Consider the following 20,131-nt stretch of genomic DNA (forward strand, 5'->3'; position numbering starts at 1 on the left):
ACGGCCCGCGGAGGGCAGGACCAGCAAGGAGTGGCTATGCGTATCGGACATCCGAGCGAGGACGAGATGCGGGAGAACTTCGCCGAAATGCTCGAATCGGTCCGGAACGGGGGTGGCTTGCGTACGGAGACCGGCCTCGACATGACGACCGAGGAAGCGCTGTGGGATATCGCGCGTGCCTATCCGGAGGTCACCGAAGAACTGGTCGAGGCGGCGCGAAACGCCTTCGCCGGTCAGCTCGACGGCAGCAATGCCCGCCGGCATCGGGAAGAGCTCGCCCGGCAGTTCGAGGAGTTGCGGCGTTCCCCTGGCACCCGATGAACATGGCGGCGGCCCACCGGCCGGGGATGCGCGGGATCGGTGATATGAGCACGGTCCGGGGGTCCCGGGTCGTGCGGCCCGTACGAGGGGATCGTTGACGAAGTGATCAGATCAGAGGAGAGCTCCGGCGATGTAGGGGCGGTGGAAAGCGACGAGGTGACCGCTGTCCCGGGACTCGCCGGCTCCGCGCCCGCTCCGCCGGTCGGCGTGGCCGAGGCGCATCGGGCCGCGCCGGACGAAGCCGGTGGACCCACCGGAGAGCCCGCGGCCGGCGACCCGGATGTCGGTTTCACCCTGGCGCCGCCCGCCCCCGCGCCGGGCCCCGCCGAGGCTGCCCGCGCGCTCATGCACCGGGTGGCCCGGGAACTGGGGGCCGTCGCGCCCGAGGGCTGGCAGCGGGTGGACGCGGTTTTCGCCTCGACGGTGACCGCCGATGTCGGTTTCGCGGTCTTCTCCGACGACCGGCAGCAGGCTCTCCGGTGGAATCCCACCCCGGAAGTGCTCGCCCTGGTCCGTGAACACCGGCAGCTGTCCGCCCAGTTGGGCGACGGCCCGTGGTGGCGGCTGCTGCTCACCCTGACCAGGTCCGGGCAGATCGAGGTCGACTACGACTACGGTGACGAACCCTTCCCCGAGGAGCAGTTGTTCGCTCCGGAGATCTATCGGGCCGATCTGGAAGCCTTCCCCCGGAAGTCCCTACCGGTGTGGCTGGCCGCCTATCTGCGGCACGGGGATCGCCAGCAGCGGTCGCCGGGAGCTGCCGCGGCGCAGGCGCGCGGGGATCGGGAAGCGGGTGTGGCCGGGGTGCCGGTCACCGATCTTCCCCCGTTCCCCGTGGTGGCCGCTCGCTGGGCGGTTCTGTGCGCGGCGTTCGCCGCGGCGCGCTCGGAGTGGGGGCCTCGGCTCCTGCCCGGTGTGCGCTGGTTCGAGGGCGCCACCCGCAGCGGGAGCTCGCTGCACGCGTTGCCCGCCGGGCGCGCGGTGCTCTCCGGCGGGGTCTGGAACTCGCCGGAGCTCGACGCGGCCTACAACCGCGACGCCGATTTACCGGCCCTGTTCCGCGGCGCTCCGGGCTGGGTCGCGGACCAGGTGGTGAATCATCGGGCCGGCGCCGGGATGCTCACCTTCTGCTTCTGGTGGGACGGACGAGGCTGGTACCGGGGGGAATCACCCGCGGCCGAGCAGATCGCCGAGGCGATTCCGGGCGTCTGGGATTCGGCGACGGTGGTGCGGATCATGACCGGTCTGCTGGGCCCGCAGCCGTCCGGCGCGCAACTCGGTGCGGTGTCGGCGCTGGTCGCGGCGGCCGAGGCGGGTCTGGCCACCCGCGGCGGGCTGACCGATGTCTTTCCCGAATCCGGTGGTTTCGATATCGACAGCGCGTTCTATCAGCTGGTGATGGGCGGGGTGACCGCGCCGGAACCGCTCGCCGCCGCCGCGGCGGTCGCACAGGTGGGGCGTTATCTCACCGACAGCGGTGACGACCTCAGCGGATACCCCGTGGAAAACCTGCGCGCGGATCGGGTGAGTGTGGGGTGGATGGTGTACGTGCCGGTGGAACCGGGGGAAATCGCGGTCGGCCGGGCGATCTTCTACGTGGCCGATGACGGAGTGCTGGAACGTTCGTCGTCGTCGATGGCGCCGTCGCGATACCTGCCGGAGTTCGAACGTCGCTTCCGCGCCCGCAACCGGGCGCTTCTCTAGCACGTTCGGTCGCTTCGCCGCCCGGGTGGACGATTTCGGCCGGACGGGCCGCGGAGGCAAACTTCAGCGTCCGTTCAACCGGCGGTCGATCGGCGGACAATCCCGGCTGGGATCTTCGGTGATGACCCGTGCTGTCACCGGCCATGGGCGATGAGGAGGTCGCGTGCGCAGAGATCGACCGTCGCCGGATCGTGCCGGAATCCGCGGTGGCCGAACGGCCCCGGTCGCTCCGGCGGACGATCGGACCCCCGTCAGGGTGTCTGTTCAGTTGGGCGTTCCGGGGGTGGGAGTCCCGGGATCGGACGCCGGAATCGTAACTCGATCGGCGACTTCGATTCCGGGACAGCTGTTCCCAGGACCGGCGGGTGTCGACATGCTCGAATTCGAACTGGCGGGAGTGTAGGGATGGCCGACGACCCGTGGGGTGCTTTCCGGGACCGGGCCGCGGGCGGCGGTGTCGCTTTCGAAGCGGCCGTCGCGCGGGAGGCGGCCGAGTTCTGCGCCGATCTGGTCAGCATCTTCGATGTCGTCGACGCGATCGCACCGCTTCTGGTACCCCTGACGAAACTCGGTCCGGAATCCTTCTCCGGTCCCGAGCGGTTGCGGGCGAAGTACGACGAAGTCGCCGGTGAGTTCGCGGACGACATCATGTCGGCGCATCGGCGGCGGATCACCGATCTGGGCGAAGGGTTCATCCTGGCCGGAAAGCTTTATCAGGAAACCGATCAGGACGCGGCCGGGTCCTTCTCCCGGATGGTGGACGACAGTATCGCCGGCACGGTGGTCGAGCACGCGTTCTCGCACTACGACGAGACCGACGGCTGGGTCGACGACACCTACACAGTGACTCCGGACCTCGGTAACTACGCCGACAAGAACAACAAGTTCACGCTGCCGGCCGGGCTTTCGGGGCTGCCGGGCAGCGCGGGCGCGGAGGGCTTCTCTGCGGAGGCCCCGCCCGCCGGGGGATTGAATTTCAACCAGTTCTGGTGGCTGGGCCAGGAGATCAACGGCGCCTCCCAGTTCATCGAGGACAAGGCCACCTACTGGTTGCGGATGAAGATCCAGCTGGATACCGGCTTCACCGATTTCGACCAGGGTATGCAGGGTCTGCTGGAATCCGATCGCTGGAAGGGGCAGGGCGTGGACGGCGCCACGACGGCGGTCCGGGCCTATCTCGGGAGCGGTAAGCATCTGATCTCGGCGATGCAGCAGCTGGGTGACAACCTGCTCAACGCGACGCAGTGGATCCGCAACACCGCGATGGGAATGCCGGACAAGTCGTATGCCTACACCCAGCAAGAGGGCGGTGACTATGCCGTCTATCAGCAGGAGACTTTCGCGCGGCAGGTCTACGCGAACTGGTACGAGCCCGGGGTCGAACTGTCCTCCACCGCGATCCCGAAACTCGTGCAGCCCACCGGGAACACCGATCTACCGGACGACAACGGCAACGGCGGCAACGGTGGTGGCGGGGGTAACGGCGGAGGGGGGAACGGCGGTGGTGGCGGTGGCGCCGGTGGCGGGCAGAACGGGCAGTACCAGCAGCAACAGGCCGCGCTCCAGGAGATCGACCAGCAGCGCGCGGAGCTGATGGCCGCCCAGCAGGAGCTCGAGGAGCAGGCTCAGGCGCAGCAGGCCACTCTCCAGCAGCAACAGCAGGCCCTCGAAAAACAACCGGAGGCGCAGTCGGCGCTGCAGGCGGCGCAGCAGGGATTGCAGCAGCTCGGCCAGCTCGGGCAGCAGCTGTCCACCGCCGCGCAGCAGGCGCTGCAGCAGGCGGGTATCACCGGGCTACCGGGGATGCCCGCGTTGCAGGACGCGGTGAAGAACTATCAGTCCGCTCTGCAGAAGGCGGGGAAGCTGCCCGCCGGCCTGGGTGGCGGCGGCGCGGGTGCCGGCGGAGGTGCCGGTGGTGGCGCGCCCGGTGGTGGAGTGAAGACACCGCAGGTGCCGAACGTGGAGAAGGCGGCCAAACTGTTTCCCCGCGCATCGCTGGCCGCCACGGCCGGTGCGCAGACCGCGGGAGTCGCGGCCTCGTCGATGGGGCAGGGGGCGCCCATGGGCGGTATGCCAATGGGTGGTGGTGCCGGTGGCGGGCAGGCCGGTGGCCAGCAGAAGGATCACAAACGCGCCGATTACCTCGACTCCACCGAATGGCTCGAAGAGGGGATCGGTGAACCGTCGGTGGTCGCGAAACCCGTGGTGGATCAGTGATATCCGGGGCGGTACCGCGGCAGTGGAAGTTCACCGACCTCGAGTTCTACGCGCTGTGGTCCGCGGCCACCGGGGAACTCGGCCTGCCGTTTCCCTTCCATTTCACCGCCCGGACCCTGGACCCGCAAAAATTCCGGTTCGATCAGCGGCAGGCCCGGGCCGATCTGCGTGAACGGCTGGGGGAGACGTTCGACCCGGTGCTCGACGTCATCGCCCACCCGGATATCCGGGTGGTGCTCAGCGGCAGCGATCACCGTGATGTCGAGAAGCCGCGCAGTATCGTGCGGTCGATGGGCGTACGACGAGAATCGGTGGGTTACGTCGTCTCGTCTCTACCCGGCGAGAGCTTCTGGCACAGCGGCGGTTTCACCGTGGCCGAATGCGACGCGGTGCGTCTGGCAGGTGAGCTGGTGGCGCAGCTCCCCGAGGTGGGCGCCGGGAGCCGCGCCGAAACGGTGTTACCGCGCCGGGCCGAGGTGCCCGGCCGGAACGAGGGTTCGCCGCGGCGGGCACCCACGGTGCACGATTCCTTCACCACCACCGAATCCGAACGCGGCTCCACTTTCCTGGCGGCACCGGTGAGCTGTACCGGGACGATCGATGTGGAGCAGGGTTCGTCGATCTACGGTCCCCGGGGCATCTCCCGGCACCGGATGGACTGGCGGGACCTGGTCGACGACGGCAGATATCTGATCCGGGAGGCCGATCCGCCGGTCGCGGCGCCCGCCGACGCCGAGTTGCTGATGGGCGCGATCAATTCGATGATCGCCCAGGTGGTGCGGGTCATCAAGGACGAGCGCCGCAAGGCTTGATCCGGTGTCACCGCCGGCGGCCGTGCTCATCCCATTCCCGGACGGCTTCCAGTTCGCCGTGTTCCCCGAACAGGCTTTCCGCGGCGAGTTGGCCGTTGGGATGCCACCGCCGGAACACCCCGCGCGGCTGTCCACGGCAGATCTCGCCCTCTGATTTCAATCGGCCGTCGGGCCACCATTCCCGGGAGCTGCCGTGCCGCAGGCCGTCGAGGTAGTACTCCTGGGACAGCAGTTGCCCGGGCGCCAGCTCTTCGACCACCTCGCCGGTGAACGGTTGTCCCGCGTATTCCAGTCGCAGGTCCGCACTCACCGAGGTCGGGTCCTCGTTCAGGTCGATTCGCCTCATCGCGGATCTCCCGCGGGTCCGTACACGCGGACAGATTATCGATGCGACGAGGCGAAAACGGTGCATACGAGACATAGTCGTGAAGTCGTGATCCGCGCGACCGCGCCGGACCACCGCGACCAGCGGACCGCCGCCGCCGAAGTCCGCTGCCGGGCCCGGGAGCCGGTGCTCGCGGGTGGCAGGCGGCCGAACAGTTTTCCGCGGCGTGGCGCCGGACGGTTATTCGGCGAGTTCCGGTTCGGTGACACGTATAACGAGCCGTCGAATAACGTCGAATAGAAATTCAATTGTGTTCCGGAGGTGGGAGTCCCGGGAAAGGGCTGCGTCAGGGTAGCTCCGAAACACATCGTTGCGCGGCCCGCTTTATTCCCATTCGTGGTGATCAGTGCGGGTATTCCGCCTCCACCGGCAAGTTGCGTCCGGGTATCCGAGGTGCGGACCTCACCGATCGATAACCGTCAGTTCATCTCCACGATCGACAATCGGGGGAGGGAGTGGTCCGAGTCATGAAAAACGAGTGTGCGCGGTGGATCTGTCGTGAGTACGGCGCTGCCGGGCCGAACGATCGCCCGGAGGAGGCCGAACGATGAGCAATTCCGACCAGGGGACAATGGAATTTCCCACCGAGTTCAGCGCCCATTCGCTGACCGGATCCATTCGCGTCCGGACAACGGAAACGGGTTTACCCATGGCGGTTTCCGTGGAGCCCGGCCAGCTGCGCCGCGACCCGGCGGCGCTCGCCGGGGAGATCCTGCGGTTGTGCGGGCAGTCGGCCGCGCGGGCGGGATTGGAACGCCGGAAACAGCTGAAAGAGGCCGGTTTCACCGCCGAGATGCTGCGTCTGGCGGGTCTGCCGACCGAGGAGGAGGTGGCTCGCCGGGAGATCGTCGCGGAGCGGGACTACGACACCGAACCCGAGAGCTGGCTGCGCTCGGTCTAGGCGCTCGCGGAGCGGCGCCCCGAAATGCCGTCGCCCGAGAGAATCAACCGGAGAACAGGTTCGAAGAAATTCGGAGGTGCATGTGGTCGAAACAATGGATGAACTCATCGCGCGCGTACAGCGACAGGTTTATCGACTCACCGATCTGCACGAAGCACTGAACGGAATCCTGATCACCGAGACGTCATCCGACGGCACGATAACTGTGGAAGTGGACGGAAACGCGGCACTGACCGGATTGAGCTTTACCGGGGGAATCAGCGAATTCACCCCGGAAAAATTCGAGAAATTGCTGGTGGAGACCGCGCGAGCGGCTGCTCACCGCGCGCTCACCGAACGAGGAGGGTTGATCGACGACTTCAATTCGGAAAGCACTAGGTAGTCACCGAGTGTTAACCGCGCCGCGATCGCGGCCGAAGGTAGGTACTGGGTACCGTTGAAAACGAAACATTGTGGGATGTTTCGGGATTGGACAAAGTCATGAGTAACAACATTCACGTTGTCCCGGACGCGGTTCGTCTGTACGGCAGCGAATCCGCGGCGATGGCCGCCGGAGTGGCCTCGGCCGGGGCGGTCGACCAGACGGCCACGGTCGCCTTCGCGGCACCGGTGTTCGGGCTCATCGGCCAAGAATTCCTGGCCGCGTTCGCCTACGCGCAGGCCAACCACCTGTCCTCGGTTGCCGAACTCGCCGCGGTACACGCCGGCACCGCGCTCACCGCGCACCAGGCCGCCGCGAGCTACGAGATCACCGACGCCGGTAACGCTATGAATATCGGCACGGTGTTCCCGGGTTCATGAGCGCCCCAGGAGCCGGCTCCACACCGGGCGCACCGCCGCCCGCGGGTGCGGAAGCACTCGATCCGACCGTCCTGGACCTGCTGCGCGGCAGTGCGCTGGCGCCGATGCTGGACAGGCCGGTGAACGACATCCTCGGCAGTATGGGCCTGCCGAACCTGCCGGAACTCCCGGCCTTCGGCGAGCTGCCCGGTCTACCCCCGCTGCCGACAATCGATCTGAGCGCGCTGATGCGCCCGCTCACAGATCTGGCATCGGCGTTCGGCACCGGCAGTTTCGGAGCCCCGGCTGCCGCCTCGCCACCGGCGCGGGGCGATACCGCGGCGCCCGCCCCGGCGCCCCCGGTGGATCCGACCCAGGCCCTATCGCAGATATCGACCGTGATGCAGACGCTGATGCAGGTCGCGCCTTCCGTACTACAAGCCGTGATGGGCCTCTGGCAGGGTATGGCGGCCACGGAGGCGGCGGAGAAGGCCGGTGCGGCGCAGGCGGATACCGCCGAACTCGAAGCGCAGAGCACCGGCGAGAAAATGCATCTCGCCAAGGGAGCGACCAGTGTCGCGATCGGCGGGGCGGAGATGGCCGCAGTGATCGCCGCGTTCTCCGCCAAGCTGGCGCTGTCCCCGCTCTATGCCACGACTCCGGGTGGTGCGGCTTTCCTGGTGGCCTCGGCGATCGAGGCGGCCACCGAGGGTCTGGTGATCACCGCCAAGACCAAGACCGAACTCGGTATCGAGGCGGTCGGTATGACGCAGACCGGGGAGAAGGTCGCGGTCACCAACGCCCCGACCGGCGTCGATCCCGGCCTGCAGATCGATCAGCTCATGCAGCTGATCGGCATGGTCACGCCACTGATCGGTACCGCGAGCCAGGTCGCGCAGTCGCTGGGGCAACTCGGAATCGCGAACACCGCGCTGTCCGCGCCCACACCCGTCGGCGGCGAGGGTGATGCCGCCCACCCGGGTCGCGGCGAGACCGAAAAGCCCGGTATGCCCGGTGGTCTCGGTGTCGGTGGTGTAGGAGCGGTCGGCGCCGTCGCTGCGCCGTTGAATGCGTTCCCTGGCACGAGATTCGCCGCGCCCGGGCCGCTCGGGACCGTCGGCGCGCTCAGCGGCGTCGGGGCGCCGGGTTCGGCCACGGGTCTGTCGTCCGCGGCGAACAGCGCGACGGCGAGTTCGGCCGCGGGCAGCGGCCCGGGCGTTATGCCGATGGGCGCGGGAGCGGGTGCCGCCGCGGGGATGGCCCGCGACGGGGAGTCGATGACCGACGGCTCGGCCCGCGGCACGGTCTCGGCCGAATACGGCGACGAAGTGGTCGGGTCGATCGAAGGTATCGCGGTGCCGGTGGTCGGCGCGGCGGAGACAGCATCGGAACCACCGCCGGACAAAGAACTCACGCTCTGAGAGCACCGGCGATCAGACACAGGAGGGACTCATGAACAACGAGATGGGCGAGATGTACGACGGCGTCCGGTTCGACCCCGCCGCGGCGGGCAAGGCGTCGTCGGGGCTGGACACGCTGGCCGATCGGCTGGCTGCCGATCTGGACGCGGTCGCGCAGGCGCTGACCGTGGTCCCGGCGGGTGTGGACGAGGTGTCGGGTCGGGCGTCGCAGACCCACAACGATGTCGCGACCTCCTACCTGACCAGTGCGCGGGCCAGTGTGCGGGAGATGCGCAAACTGGCCGCCACGCTGCGGCTGAGCAGTGCGCAGTTCGACGGTATGGAGACCGACAATGTCTCGAACCTCGGTGGTCGGAAGCCCTGAACGGGCGTCCGCGCTGTCGACGAGCGAAGGGTATTGCGCAGCGATGATCGAACCACCGCACCCCGGGTTCACCGGTGTCGTGTGGCCCGCGCGCCCGGCCGATCGGCTGGCCCGCGACCTCACCGACGGTCCGGGTGGTGTTCCGATGGCCGAGGCCGTACAGGCGTGGGCCCGGCTGGCCGCGTCCTTCGGTGCGGCGGTGGTGGAGTACGAGCGAGCGGTCCTGGAAGTGCGCGATGCCTGGGGTTCTGGTCAAAGTAGCGAAGTGCTGCAACGTATTTCGACGCTACGCGACTGGTTGATCGAGGCCGCGACGACGGCGACGGCCAATACCGTGCGTTTCCGGTCGCAGGTGGCCGCCTACGAGGTCGCCCGCCTGGCGATGCCGCATACCGCCGATATCGAACAGATCCAGCAGATCCAGCGGATGCTCGAAGCGGTCGGCGGGATACTCGGCGCGCCGCTCCGGGCTGTCGCGGCCGAGACGGACAAGGATGCCGATCTGGCCAAGGCTGTGGCTTCCCGGGTCATGGAGAACTACGAGAAGGCCACCGAACCTCTCGCATCGCCCTGGCAGCACCCCACGCCACCGGTGATCGCGCCCGATACCGCGCTGGCCGCCGAACATGCGGCCGCCGCGCCGGGCGCGAACCCGGCGCCACCGGCGGTGCGCGGCGGTATGCCGCTGGGCCCGATGGGGATACCGGTGGGCTCGATTCCGATCCCGGCCGCGATGCCCCGGGTTCCTGTGGCCTACAACGCGCCGGTCTACACACAGTCTGTGAAGGTTCCGGAGACCGTGCCGCAGGGCGCCGCGGTCTCGGCAGCGGGTGGAAGCTCCCAGGCCGCGCCGCTCGCGCCGGGGGCGATGGGCGCCGCGGGCGCGAACGGCGGAGGTCAGGAGGCGCCGCGGTTCCCGCGCGCGGGTCTGTCCGGAGACGCGGACGATCATTTCGCCGGCGAGAGCGAACTGCGGGCCGCTCCTGCGGTTCTCGGTGGTGTCGAGGCGGCGGCCGCCCCGCAGGCGCACGCCGGGGGGACGCGGTGAGGACCCTGACCAACGACGGCCTGCTCGCGGTCGCCGAGCGGCTCGGTGTGCAGACCCTGCCCCTGGTGCTCGCCGCCGGGCCCCGGCAGGATTCCTACGACGAATGGCGTGCGGCCCGCGAGCGCGCCGTCGCGGAGTTGATCACCGCCGAGGTGTTCGACGCCGAAGGCGATGTCGATACCGATCTCGCCGACGCGTTGTCCGTGCTCGCGCAACCGGATCGGGAACTCGTCGCCCGCTGCTTCGGACGCGAGCACACCCTGCGTGTATGCGTCGCCGCACGCGGGGAGCGGCACGCGGTGGCCGTACGCGCCGGGGACAGTTTCGATATCGGGACGATCTGGTGCGACGGTTCGGCCGCGGCGCTGGCGCGGCCGCTGCTGGCCGCGCTCGGCCCGGGTGAGCCGGCCGAGGTCGGTGGGTTCAGCGCGCCGGCCGCGGAACTCGCCGCACGTCTCGACGCGGCCGAGACCACCGGCGACTACGCGGACGCCTTCTACGCCCTCGGCGTACCCGACCGTGATGCCACCGTGCTCGGGTCCGCATTCGGTACCTGCTCCGCCTATACCGAGATCGTCGTCTACAGCCACGAGGACGGCCGCACCACCCGCGCCCCCGGCGCGGTCGTGGTTTACGACACCGAGCGTGGGCGGATCGCCGCCGCCCCCATGGTTTCGCCGGACCAGCGGGTCTGGTCGACGGTCACAACGGGCAGCGACCATCGGGTGGCGCAGGCGGTCGCCGCGTTGCTCGAGGGTCTGTCCGGGGGGAGGTGGCCGACACCGTAGTTCCCGAGGCGCTGACCCATCGTCTCTTCCTCTCGAGATCGTCGGATCTCGGTACGAACGAATACTCACGAAAGGATTCCAACAATGGCTACACAGGGTGTTGATCTCGATCTCGAGCTGGTCAAGAAGGCGACCGGCGAGATGTACCAGGCGATCGAAAATCTGCGTCTGTCGGTGAAGGCCGTGGATTCGGCCAGCGATGCCGCGCGCGCGGGCTGGAAGGGCGATGCCAACGCGTCGTTCGTCACCACCTCGCAGGCCTGGAGCGATGAGTCCGACAAGCTGAACCAGAAGCTCGACGAGCTCACCAAGGCCACCGAGGATGCCACCCAGACCATCCTGGGTATGGATGAGGACGCCTTCATCCCCGGCGGCGGCTACACCAGCCTCTGACCGGCGTAATCCGGCACTTCCACCTATCCACTCCATCGAGAAGGAATTGGGATCATGAGCGATATCTTGTACGACAAGCCCACCATGGAGGCTTTGTTCGACTCCCTGAAGACCGAGGGCAGCAAGATCCAGGGTGAGATCGAGGCCCTGGGCACCGCCAAGGACAACTTCCTCGCCGCCATGGCCAGCCAGGGCGCCCAGGACGGTTTCCAGACTGCCCACGGCGCGGTGAACACCGAGCTCGAGGACACCCTCACCAAGCTGGATCAGCTCGCCGCCGCAGTGGAGAACGCGCTGCACCGCGCGCTCGAGACCGATAAGAAGATCGGCGACGGCTTCGCGGCTTTCGGCTGACGCGCGACTCGCGCACAGCGGCGAACGGCCGGCTGGATCGGATGAGGATCCAGCCGGCCGTTCCGCGTGATCGGGGCTTTCGCCGAGGACCGCGGCCGCGCCGAGTTCTCAGCGGGCAGCGAGGGATTCGCCGATGTAGTGCATCTCTTCCTGCGTGGTGACCATGTTCACCGTGGTCGTCACGGCCGGGGTGCGGACGGTGACCCGGTTGGGAGCGTCGGGGTCCTGGATCAGCGATACGTCCGCGTTGATCGATCCCGGCGGTTCGTGCGGCTGCCGGACGTGCACGATGGTCGCCCCGCCCGCATGGGAAACCGGGGGGACACCGTCGAACACCAGCACCGTGGTGCTCGGATAGGGCGCGGTGGGTACCGGTGGCGGGCCGGGCGGGTGGTAGCTGGCCCCGGCGGCCCGGGGCGCGATGGTGAGGATCTGCGGGGTGTCGAGATTGCGGACCAGTGTCTGCCAGGCTTCGGGCCGGGCCGTGTGCACAATGGCGTGCGCACCGAGTCCGGTGGCGCGCAGGATGACCTGCTGCGCGAGATCGAGTGACCCGATCACTTCCAGCTGACGGGTGCCCTCGCCGATCAGCGGTACCGCGATGCCCCGGCCGCGGTCGTCGGCGCCGATGAGCTGGCCGCATCCCGCGGTCGGCACCGTGAATTCGGCGAGCGCGGCGAGTGTGCCCCGATAGGCGACCTCACGTCCCCAGCGTCCGGTGTAGCCGACCGGCAGCGTATCGAGCAGGATGCGCAGTTGATTTCCGTAGAGTTCGCGCAGTCCGGGCAGCGGCGGCTGCTCCGGCGGTTCGGTCGTATCGAAGCGGACCACGGCGTTGAGGACCACGGTATCGGCGAGTTCGGTGCGCGGATCGTTACGGCCGATACCGGGACGCAGCCGCAGGGTGACCGTGGTGGACAGGCTGGGCGCGGCCCAGATATCGGCCAGTCCGGCCGGGCCGACCATATCGGCGCCGATCTGGTACTGCGCCAGGTAGCGCCCCCGGTCCTCCAGCCACTTCGGGTTCTCGGTCAGCTGATCGACAGTGAAGCCGTGGGTGAGTTCACGAACCGCGGTGTTCAGCTCGGTGGCGGTGAGCACCGAGGCGGCGATATCGTGCGCGGCCAGCCGATTCGCGACCCGCCGCGTCGCGATGATGGCGGCGCGCAATGCCCCGGTGCCGCCACCGCCGCGATTGTCCACCGCTTCGGCGTTCGCCAGCGGATCCAGTCGCAGCACCAGCCAGCAGGTGCGGTGCGCGATGGCCGGGAGCGGACCGATGATCCGGTCGTAGAGCTGTGCGGCGATCCCCGTTCCGGCGGTCCGGGCACCGGTGCTCACCACGTCGATACCGGCCAGGGTCAGGTCGAATTGGTCCAGGCAGCGGGCGATCTCCGGCAGCGGCAGGAGCTGTTCGGTGTTCAGCGACCCCGGTCGCAGCAGAGTCAGGGTGTCCGGGGGTGGATCGATGCGCAGCATGGTGAGCAGCAGGTCGCCGTCCCAGCGCACCCCATAGGCGCCGCCCTCGGGCAGCGGTACGTCGAATGCCGAGGCTTGATCCAGCCGCTCGGCCGAGACCTTTCCGCGTCGGGCCAGGGCACCGGCGATCCGGGCCACCGTGGTGCGGCCGCCGATCGGAGCCAGGCATATGGCCGCGGCGACCGCGCCCGCGCCGAGCGAATACCACACCGAATGGCTGAACGCGAGCACGATCCAGACGATGGTCGCCGCGAAAAGAATTCCGGTGACGACTATCCGGAGGGGAAATATCCGGAACAACCAGAATTCGGGGTCCCGCAAAGTGTCGTAGGCAGATCGGCGAATATTTACAGAATCTTGAGAAACCACATGATCCGGGATTTCGGCGACGCGTCGTACGGAGTTCATCGTCTCGTTCACAACTGTTAGTTCCTGCCTCGATGACATGCGCTCATCGTTGTGCCACCACCGATTCGGGCCGATATAACCATCGGGAATTACGGTACCGTGTCGAATGAGATTGCGGTCGATAGCTCGATGGAGTCCCAGTGCCAGCACAGTTGACTACCCGCGCCCAGGTCAACGGTTACCGTTTTCTGTTGCGTCGTCTCGACCACGCGCTGGTGCGCCGTGATGTCCGGATGCTGCACGACCCGATGCGCTCCCAGATCCGTTCGCTGCTGGTCGGACTGGTACTGGGTATCCTCATCATCGCAGGTGCCGCCATACTCGCGTTCCTGCGTCCGCAGGGTGCGATCGGGGATGCGCTCATCGTCTCCGGTAAGTCCAGCGGCGCACTGTATGTCGTGGTGAAGAAGGAAGACGGCTCCCGGACACTGCATCCTGTACTGAATCTGGCCTCCGCGCGGTTGATCACGGGCAGCAATGCCGAACCGCACGCCGTGAAAGACGACAAACTGGGCACTCTGCCGCGTGGTCCGCTGCTGGGAATCCCGGGTGCACCCGCCGCGCTGCCCGGTTCGGCGCAGGACGGGAATTCGCACTGGTCACTGTGTGAGTCGATCGAACTGTCCGCGGGCGGCAGTGCCGCCTCGGCGGTGGGGGGAACGACCACTGTGGTGGCGGGCAGGTCCGAACTGTCCGACCGCATCCGGGCCGCCGGTCCGTCCGAGGTACTGCTGGTCGCCCGGGACGACAAAACCTACCTGGTCTACGAGGGAAAACGCGCTGAGATCGATCCGAACGATTCAGTGCTCTCGCGGGCGCTCGACCTCCCCGCACACCGTCCGCGACCGGTCGGGACCGGATTCCTCGGAGCTACCACCCCGGCGCCGGCGCTGAAGGCGCCGACCATCGATCGAATGGGCGAGCCGGGGCCCGGACCGCTGGCTCGAATCCCCATCGGCGGGATCATCTCCGTCGCCGGAGTCGGCCGGGATAGGAGTCCCGAGATGTATGTCGTCCTGGGTGACGGTGTGCAGCGGGTATCGCCGTTCGCCGCCGAAGTGATCCGGTACGCGGATTCGCAGGGGATGAGCCAGGTCGAGGTCATGCCTCCCGATGTCCTCGACGAGGTACCGGTGGTGCGGAAGCTGCCGATCGCAGATTTTCCGGGTGAGATCCCGGAAATCGTGGATGCCGAGGACGGTCCGGTCACCTGTATCGCCTGGTCGAAATCGCCGGGCACCGCCGCGGCGGGCGCGGGTCTCGGTGACGGCCCCGGTGAGCGGGCAGCTGTCGAGCTGCTGATCGGAACCAGGCTGCCCATCGCCGAATCGGCGGCCCCGGTGGAACTGGCCACCGCGGACAGTAACGGCGACCGAGTGGATCAGGTGTATCTCGCTCCCGCCCACGGTGAGTACGTACAGATAACCGGCTTGGAGCCGGGCAGCCCCCGGCGCGGCAGTCTCTTTTACATCACCGACAGCGGTATCCGCTACGGCGTACCTGATCCGGCCACCGCGCAGGTGCTGGGCCTGGGCTCCGCGCCGCATCTCGCGCCCTGGGCGATCGTCGGCCAGCTCGTCCCCGGACCGACACTGGATCCGCGAGCGGCGCTGATCGGCCACGACTCGTTGTCCGAGGGCTGATACGAACCGGCCGAGCGTGTTCCGCCGGTCCTACCAGCACCTCGGAGGCCTGCCGTTCAGTCCGGGTCGGTCCAGGCGATGTTGAGCGAATCGAGGATCGTCGCCAGCGCGAGTCGCATATCGGGTTCCTCGATGCGCCGCAGTACCGCCTCGTCTATATCGGTGAGATCCAGCGATTCGTCGTTGGCCAGCCGGAACTCGCGTTCCTCCTCGGCCGCCTCGATCACATTGCGGATGAAACGACCGTTACCGGCCAGGTCCACCCCGCGCCGCGGCTGCCCGCTCTGGTCGGTGCTCTTCATCGAGTAGAGGTGATCGCAGACCCGGATCAGCGCCCCCAGCGCTTCCTCGGAAAGATCCGAGTCGCGTTTCGTCGCGATGACTTCGCCGATCTCCCCCAGCTCCTTCGCGTTGTAGGACGGGAACTGCAGGCGTTTGGCGAAACGGGAGGACAGACCGTCGTTGGCGGCCAGCAGCCGGTCGATCTCACCGTCGTAGCCGGCGATGATCACCACCAGGCGGTCGCGGTCGTTCTCCATCCGGGCCAGCAGCGTATCGACAGCTTCGCGGCCGAACGCGTCGCCACCGGAGAGGCCGGACTGGATCAGGGTGTAGGCCTCGTCGATGAACAGCACGCCGTCCATGGCGCCGTCGATCAGCTTGTTGGTCTTGATGGCGGTGCTACCGAGATGTTCACCGACGAAATCCGCGCGTTTGGCCTCGATCATCTTCTCGGACTGCAGTAGGCCCAGACCGCAGTAGATCTTGGCGACCACCCGGGCGATGGTGGTCTTACCGGTACCGGGCGGGCCGGTGAACGCCAGATGCTGGCCACGCGGCACACTGGCCATCCCCTTCTCGGCCCGGATCTTGGCCAATTGCGCCGTCGACTGCAGTTTGGCGACCTGGGTTTTCACCGACGCCAGCCCGATCTGGGAATCCAGCTCGGCCCGGGCTTCGGCCAGCGTCGCCTCGGCCCGGTCCTGGACCTCGGCCCGGTTCATCTGCTCCATCGTCGGCGAGGAGGCGGGGTCCCATCTGTCGGTGCGCGCTGCGATCACCTCGCTGTTGGTGACGGTGATCCGGAAGGTCCGGTCGCGCATGGCCGAGATGTTCGCCTCGAAGTCCGGTGCCTGCGAGTACACCTTCTCGAACAGCGCCTGCGCCTCGGTCTCGTTCCCGGTTTCACGCAGGCACAAGCCGCGGCAGAACATGGCGGTCGAGCGTGCGGCGGGTATCGGTCCCTGCTCGGCGGCCTGCATCCGACGGATCGACTCCGCGAACAGGCCGAGCTGGGCGCAGGCCGTACCGACCATGACATGCGCACCCGCCGCGAGATAGGGGTCGTCCCATTCCGCCGACGATGCCAGCACGGTCATCACATCCGGCCAGCGTTGAGTGGTGTAGTACAGGACTCCGCGGAGGTAGGACGTGATCCGGTTGTCGGCTTCGCGCTCGGCATCGCCGAGCCGCTGCCCCCGGCGGTATTCGTCCAACTCCTTCAGTACGCGTTCGGCCTCGTCGAAGTCCTTGTCGGTGATCAGCTGAGCGACCCAGGCCAGCGTGACCTCGGTCCGGCTGGACAGTGGGTAGTCGATGTAGAGACCGGGCTGGAAGCGGGCGGACAGCTCCCGGGGCTTCAGACCCACTCGGCGCTGCTCGCGGTAGAGCGTGGCATCGCTGGTCCGGTACAGGTTGAACAGCACATCCTTGGTGAGTTCTCCGGCGGCGGCCCGGCCCAGCCACGCGTCGCACATCCCCGAATCCCATTCGGTCGCCCGCTGGAACGCCAATTTGGCGTACTCGAGGTCACGCGCGGAGTCCTGACCCTCTATGGACAATCCGAGCGATAGGACCCCGGCGTCGAATGCGCGTTGTGCTTGGCGGTTGCCGGTCATTGCAGGCGCTCCCCGAATTCTTGGATCGATGTAAATTCTTGGATCGGCGTAAAGAGAACGTTATCCGGATACCAGACTACCGATCGCGCACGCCTCGGCGCTCCGTTACATTGGGTGCAGTTGCCGGGGGACGGTAACTCGAAGCGACCGAGCTGGAGTTCACGCAGAGTGCTGAAGTTGTTCACGTAGACCGTGTTCCGTGGTTCACTGCCTGTCGGATTATGAAAAGCGAATGGCGGATGGATGATTTGTCGACGGCCGAGGCGTGAATTGCCGAGCGGGACATGGGTGGGGAGATGAGCACACCGGTCGAGTCGCCGAGCGTCAGTCGCTCGCAGGAACCGGAATTGAGCAGGGTATCGGTCCTCGGTGGCAACACCCAGATCGATGTGGGGCTGCCCGCGACCGTCCCGATCGCCGGTTTCATCGGCGAGCTGGTGGCGCTGATCGAATCCCGCAGCCCGGACCTCCCGGACTCCGACGAGGAAGCCGGCCCGCTCTCCGCCCAGCACTGGACATTGGCCCGGCTGGGGCGTGAGGCGATCGCGCCGAGCCGCACTCTCACCGAGGCCGAGGTCTACGACGGTGAACTGCTGGTGCTGCGTTCGGTGTCGGCCAAAGAAGCACCCGCGCTGTTCGACGATGTCATCGACGCCGTGTCCCGGTTGACCGCCGAGGAATTCAGCGGGTGGTCCGGAAACTCCGCGCGCTGGATGGGTCTGGTGGCCTCGACGCTGACCGTGCTCACCACCCTGGCGGTCCTCATCGTCTCTCGTGGTGCCGGGGATCCGCTCGCGCCGGCCCTGGCGTTGCTGGGTTCTGGAGTGGCCGCGATGGTGGCGGCCGGAATCACCGCGCGCAGATACCGGGACGAACTCACCGCCTCCTGGCTTTCGGCCGACGGCCTGCTGCTGTTGTTCGGCGGAGCGGCGCTACTCGTGCCGGGATCGCTGGGCAGTCCGCATCTGCTCCTGGGCAGTTCGGTACTGCTGGTGGCCGCGATACTGGGGTACCGCTTCACCGGAGTGGGCGCGACGCTGTTCTCCTTCGCCGCCGCCGCGGCGGTGATCGCGCTGGTCGCCGCCGTGATCTATCTCGTGTGGCATCCCGGGCTGCCCAAACTGTCCGGCGGACTGCTGGTCGCCGGAATCATGATCCTGTCGGCGGTGCCGCGACTGGCGGCGCTGCTGGCCAGGTTGCCGATCCCGCCGGTACCGACCGCCGGCGCCGCCATCGACCCCGCCGACCATGAACCGCGCCCGACAATCGAGGGTATCGGCGCGATCGGTGCCACCGCGCTGCCTTCGGCCGCGGGTCTCGGTGAACGCGCGCGCGCGGCGAATCGGTTCCAGACCGGATTGATCGCCGCCTGCACGGCGAGCGCGGTCATCGGTGCTTTCGGTGTCGCCGATCCGCTGGGGGCCTACCGGTGGCCGGGCATCACGCTCGCGGTGATCACCGCGATCATCCTGTCGCTGCGCGGCCGTTCGTTCGCCGATATCACTCAAGCGGCCCTGCTCATCGGTGGCGCCTGCGTGACCTTCGTAGCGCTGGTCGTCGGCTTGTCCTGCGGCGAGGGCGATCTCATGCTCCTGTGCGCGGCGATACTGCTCGCCTTCACGCTGGGCGTGCTCGGCTTCGGGGTGATCGGGCCCCATATCGAGGTGACCCCGGTGGTCCGCCGGATGATCGAACTCTTCGAATACGCGCTGATCGTGGCGGTCATCCCGCTGGTGCTCTGGATGATGGGAATCTACGGCACGGCCAGGAACCTGAGCATATGAGTGTTCGCCCGCGCCATCGTGGCCCGCTGCGGATACTCTGCGCGGCAGGTGTACTGGGTGCGACGGTGTTGTTGCCCGGTCCGGATGCCGTGGCGTTACCACAGCCCGCGATCGACTCGGGCGCGCTGGGCGCGGCCCGGGCGATCAGCGCCCGGCCCGCCCCGCTCGAACCCACCGAACAGCGTGCGGTATGCGCCGAACCGCTGCTCACCGGCGCGCCGCCGGGCGAACCGCCGATGGCGCAGCAGGTCCTCGATCTGCCCGCCGCCTGGCAATTCGGTCGTGGTGCGGGCCAGAAGGTCGCGGTGATCGATACCGGGGTGAACCGGCACCCGCGGCTGCCCCGGCTGCAACCCGGTGGCGACTATGTCTCCGATACCGACGGCACCGTCGACTGCGACGGGCACGGCACGCTGGTCGCCGGGATCATCGGTGCCCAGCCGGTCCCGGACGACGCTTTCGCCGGTGTCGCGCCCGATGCCGAGATCCTGGCGATCCGCCAGTTGAGCCTGGCCTACGAGAAGAAGGACAACAACAACCGCGACGCGCCCGGCAAGATCGGCACCGAGGGGTACGGCAGCGTACTCACCCTCGCGGGCGCGGTGGTCCGGGCCGTGGATCTGGGCGCGACCGTCATCAACATCTCCGAAGTAGCCTGTACGAGAGCCGGACTCGATACCGCCGACGGTGCGCTCGGTGCCGCCGTCGAATACGCCTACCACCGCAACGTCGTGGTCGTGGCCGCGGCCGGCAACCTGCAGAGCGACGGCGCCTGCGATACCCAGAACTCGGGATCGGGCTGGGGCTCGGTCGCGACCGTGGCCAGCCCGGCCTGGTTCTCGCCGTATGTGCTGGCGGTGGGGTCGGTGGACCCGAACGGGCAGGTCTCCGAACTCTCTCTCAACGGACCCTGGGTGCAGGTGGCGGCCATCGGCCGCAATATCGTCTCGCTGGACAGCAAACCGGGTGGTACCGGTCTCGTCGACGGCGTGCAGACCACCGAGGGCGTCCGCTCGGTCGAGGGCACCAGTTTCGCCGCACCGTATGTGGCCGGTCTGGCCGCACTGGTGCGTTCCCGTTTCCCCGAACTCACCGCCGCGCAGGTGATCGACCGGATCACCCGGACCGCGCACGGACCGGGCACCGGTCGCGACGACCGGATCGGCCACGGGCTCATCGATCCGCTGGCCGCGCTGACCGCACAACTACCGGTCGAACCGGTGAGCGTCGGTGCCGCCGCGCCCAGACCTATCGCGGCCCCCGTGCATCCACCCGGCCCCGACCTCCGCCAGCGCTGGATCGCGATCGCCGGATCGGCGATCTGTCTGGCCGGTCTCGCGATCGGCGCCGCGGTGGCGTATCCGTTCCGTCGGCCCCGGCACGAGCTGGATATGGAATCGGATCCTTAGCGCGGTACCGCGCTCACCGTTC

Annotated in this window: 19 protein-coding genes; 16 read left to right on the forward strand and 3 right to left on the reverse strand. The window is 67.9% G+C overall.

The features are described from left to right. The first annotated feature begins 36 nt into the window (after positions 1-36). The 4 genes from IEY68_RS21145 (at position 37) to IEY68_RS21160 (ending at position 5,054) form a co-directional block, all read left to right on the forward strand. Complete coding sequence (locus IEY68_RS21145; protein ID WP_062999028.1) at positions 37-321, forward strand: hypothetical protein; 285 nt, start codon at positions 37-39, stop codon at positions 319-321. A 102-nt stretch (positions 322-423) separates the two neighbouring features. After that, positions 424-2,025, forward strand: a complete 1,602-nt coding sequence (locus tag IEY68_RS21150; protein WP_229718897.1) for an antitoxin YezG family protein — start codon at positions 424-426, stop codon at positions 2,023-2,025. Between the two features lie 405 nt (positions 2,026-2,430). Beyond that, positions 2,431-4,242: a hypothetical protein gene (locus IEY68_RS21155; protein WP_062999026.1), complete on the forward strand. Its 1,812-nt coding sequence runs from the start codon at positions 2,431-2,433 to the stop codon at positions 4,240-4,242. Further along, entirely contained in the window at positions 4,239-5,054 is an 816-nt protein-coding gene (locus tag IEY68_RS21160) for an ESX secretion-associated protein EspG (RefSeq protein ID WP_229718898.1), read from the forward strand. The genes IEY68_RS21155 and IEY68_RS21160 overlap by 4 nt, the downstream gene beginning before the upstream one ends. A 7-nt stretch (positions 5,055-5,061) precedes the next feature. On the opposite strand, the gene IEY68_RS21165 is transcribed toward IEY68_RS21160, so the two are convergent. Then, a complete protein-coding gene (locus IEY68_RS21165; RefSeq protein WP_062999024.1) occupies positions 5,062-5,400 on the reverse strand; it encodes a toxin-antitoxin system YwqK family antitoxin in 339 nt (112 codons plus the stop codon). 586 nt (positions 5,401-5,986) lie between these two features. Between IEY68_RS21165 and IEY68_RS21170 the strand changes: the two genes are divergently transcribed. From IEY68_RS21170 to IEY68_RS21210, 9 genes are all read left to right on the forward strand, one after another. Continuing rightward, positions 5,987-6,340 carry a hypothetical protein gene (locus IEY68_RS21170; RefSeq protein ID WP_229718899.1) on the forward strand — a complete coding sequence of 118 codons (354 nt, stop codon included), beginning with the start codon at positions 5,987-5,989 and terminating at the stop codon, positions 6,338-6,340. Between the two features lie 82 nt (positions 6,341-6,422). Beyond that, positions 6,423-6,722: a YbaB/EbfC family nucleoid-associated protein gene (locus tag IEY68_RS21175; RefSeq protein WP_062999042.1), complete on the forward strand. Its 300-nt coding sequence runs from the start codon at positions 6,423-6,425 to the stop codon at positions 6,720-6,722. 98 nt (positions 6,723-6,820) lie between these two features. Next, positions 6,821-7,141 carry a type VII secretion target gene (locus IEY68_RS21180; RefSeq protein ID WP_062999018.1) on the forward strand — a complete coding sequence of 107 codons (321 nt, stop codon included), beginning with the start codon at positions 6,821-6,823 and terminating at the stop codon, positions 7,139-7,141. Then, positions 7,138-8,541, forward strand: coding sequence for a hypothetical protein (locus tag IEY68_RS21185; RefSeq protein WP_062999016.1), 1,404 nt, complete (start codon positions 7,138-7,140; stop codon positions 8,539-8,541). Before IEY68_RS21180 ends, IEY68_RS21185 begins: the two co-directional genes overlap by 4 nt. Before the next feature lie 31 nt (positions 8,542-8,572). Further along, positions 8,573-8,905 (forward strand): PE family protein, encoded by a 333-nt coding sequence (locus tag IEY68_RS21190; protein ID WP_189094411.1) that lies wholly within the window; start codon positions 8,573-8,575, stop codon positions 8,903-8,905. A 43-nt stretch (positions 8,906-8,948) separates the two neighbouring features. Continuing rightward, positions 8,949-9,953, forward strand: a complete 1,005-nt coding sequence (locus tag IEY68_RS21195; RefSeq protein WP_062999014.1) for a PPE domain-containing protein — start codon at positions 8,949-8,951, stop codon at positions 9,951-9,953. Further along, a complete protein-coding gene (locus IEY68_RS21200; protein ID WP_062999012.1) occupies positions 9,950-10,741 on the forward strand; it encodes an ESX secretion-associated protein EspG in 792 nt (263 codons plus the stop codon). The genes IEY68_RS21195 and IEY68_RS21200 overlap by 4 nt, the downstream gene beginning before the upstream one ends. Before the next feature lie 84 nt (positions 10,742-10,825). Continuing rightward, on the forward strand, positions 10,826-11,134 hold the full coding sequence (locus IEY68_RS21205; RefSeq protein ID WP_062999010.1) for a WXG100 family type VII secretion target: 309 nt from the start codon (positions 10,826-10,828) through the stop codon (positions 11,132-11,134). Between the two features lie 54 nt (positions 11,135-11,188). Further along, complete coding sequence (locus tag IEY68_RS21210; RefSeq protein ID WP_062999008.1) at positions 11,189-11,488, forward strand: hypothetical protein; 300 nt, start codon at positions 11,189-11,191, stop codon at positions 11,486-11,488. 108 nt (positions 11,489-11,596) lie between these two features. Here the strand turns inward: IEY68_RS21210 and eccE are convergent, their stop codons facing one another. After that, positions 11,597-13,288: a type VII secretion protein EccE gene (gene eccE / locus IEY68_RS21215; RefSeq protein WP_229718900.1), complete on the reverse strand. Its 1,692-nt coding sequence runs from the start codon at positions 13,286-13,288 to the stop codon at positions 11,597-11,599. Positions 13,289-13,515: 227 nt separating this feature from the next. On the opposite strand from eccE, the gene eccB reads away from it, so the two are divergent. Further along, positions 13,516-15,018 carry a type VII secretion protein EccB gene (eccB, locus tag IEY68_RS21220; protein WP_062999007.1) on the forward strand — a complete coding sequence of 501 codons (1,503 nt, stop codon included), beginning with the start codon at positions 13,516-13,518 and terminating at the stop codon, positions 15,016-15,018. Positions 15,019-15,074: 56 nt separating this feature from the next. On the opposite strand, the gene eccA is transcribed toward eccB, so the two are convergent. Continuing rightward, the gene (gene eccA / locus IEY68_RS21225; RefSeq protein WP_062999005.1) at positions 15,075-16,916 is read right to left on the reverse strand and encodes a type VII secretion AAA-ATPase EccA; all 1,842 of its coding nucleotides are present in this window, start codon (positions 16,914-16,916) and stop codon (positions 15,075-15,077) included. 347 nt (positions 16,917-17,263) lie between these two features. Here eccA and eccD point away from each other — a divergent pair, with 347 nt between their 5' ends. Beyond that, positions 17,264-18,700 carry a type VII secretion integral membrane protein EccD gene (gene eccD / locus IEY68_RS21230; protein ID WP_229718901.1) on the forward strand — a complete coding sequence of 479 codons (1,437 nt, stop codon included), beginning with the start codon at positions 17,264-17,266 and terminating at the stop codon, positions 18,698-18,700. Next, a complete protein-coding gene (gene mycP, locus IEY68_RS21235; RefSeq protein ID WP_062999003.1) occupies positions 18,697-20,109 on the forward strand; it encodes a type VII secretion-associated serine protease mycosin in 1,413 nt (470 codons plus the stop codon). Before eccD ends, mycP begins: the two co-directional genes overlap by 4 nt. Positions 20,110-20,131 lie beyond the last annotated feature (22 nt).

It is taken from the genome of Nocardia jinanensis, assembly GCF_014645735.1.
Taxonomy (GTDB): domain Bacteria; phylum Actinomycetota; class Actinomycetes; order Mycobacteriales; family Mycobacteriaceae; genus Nocardia; species Nocardia jinanensis.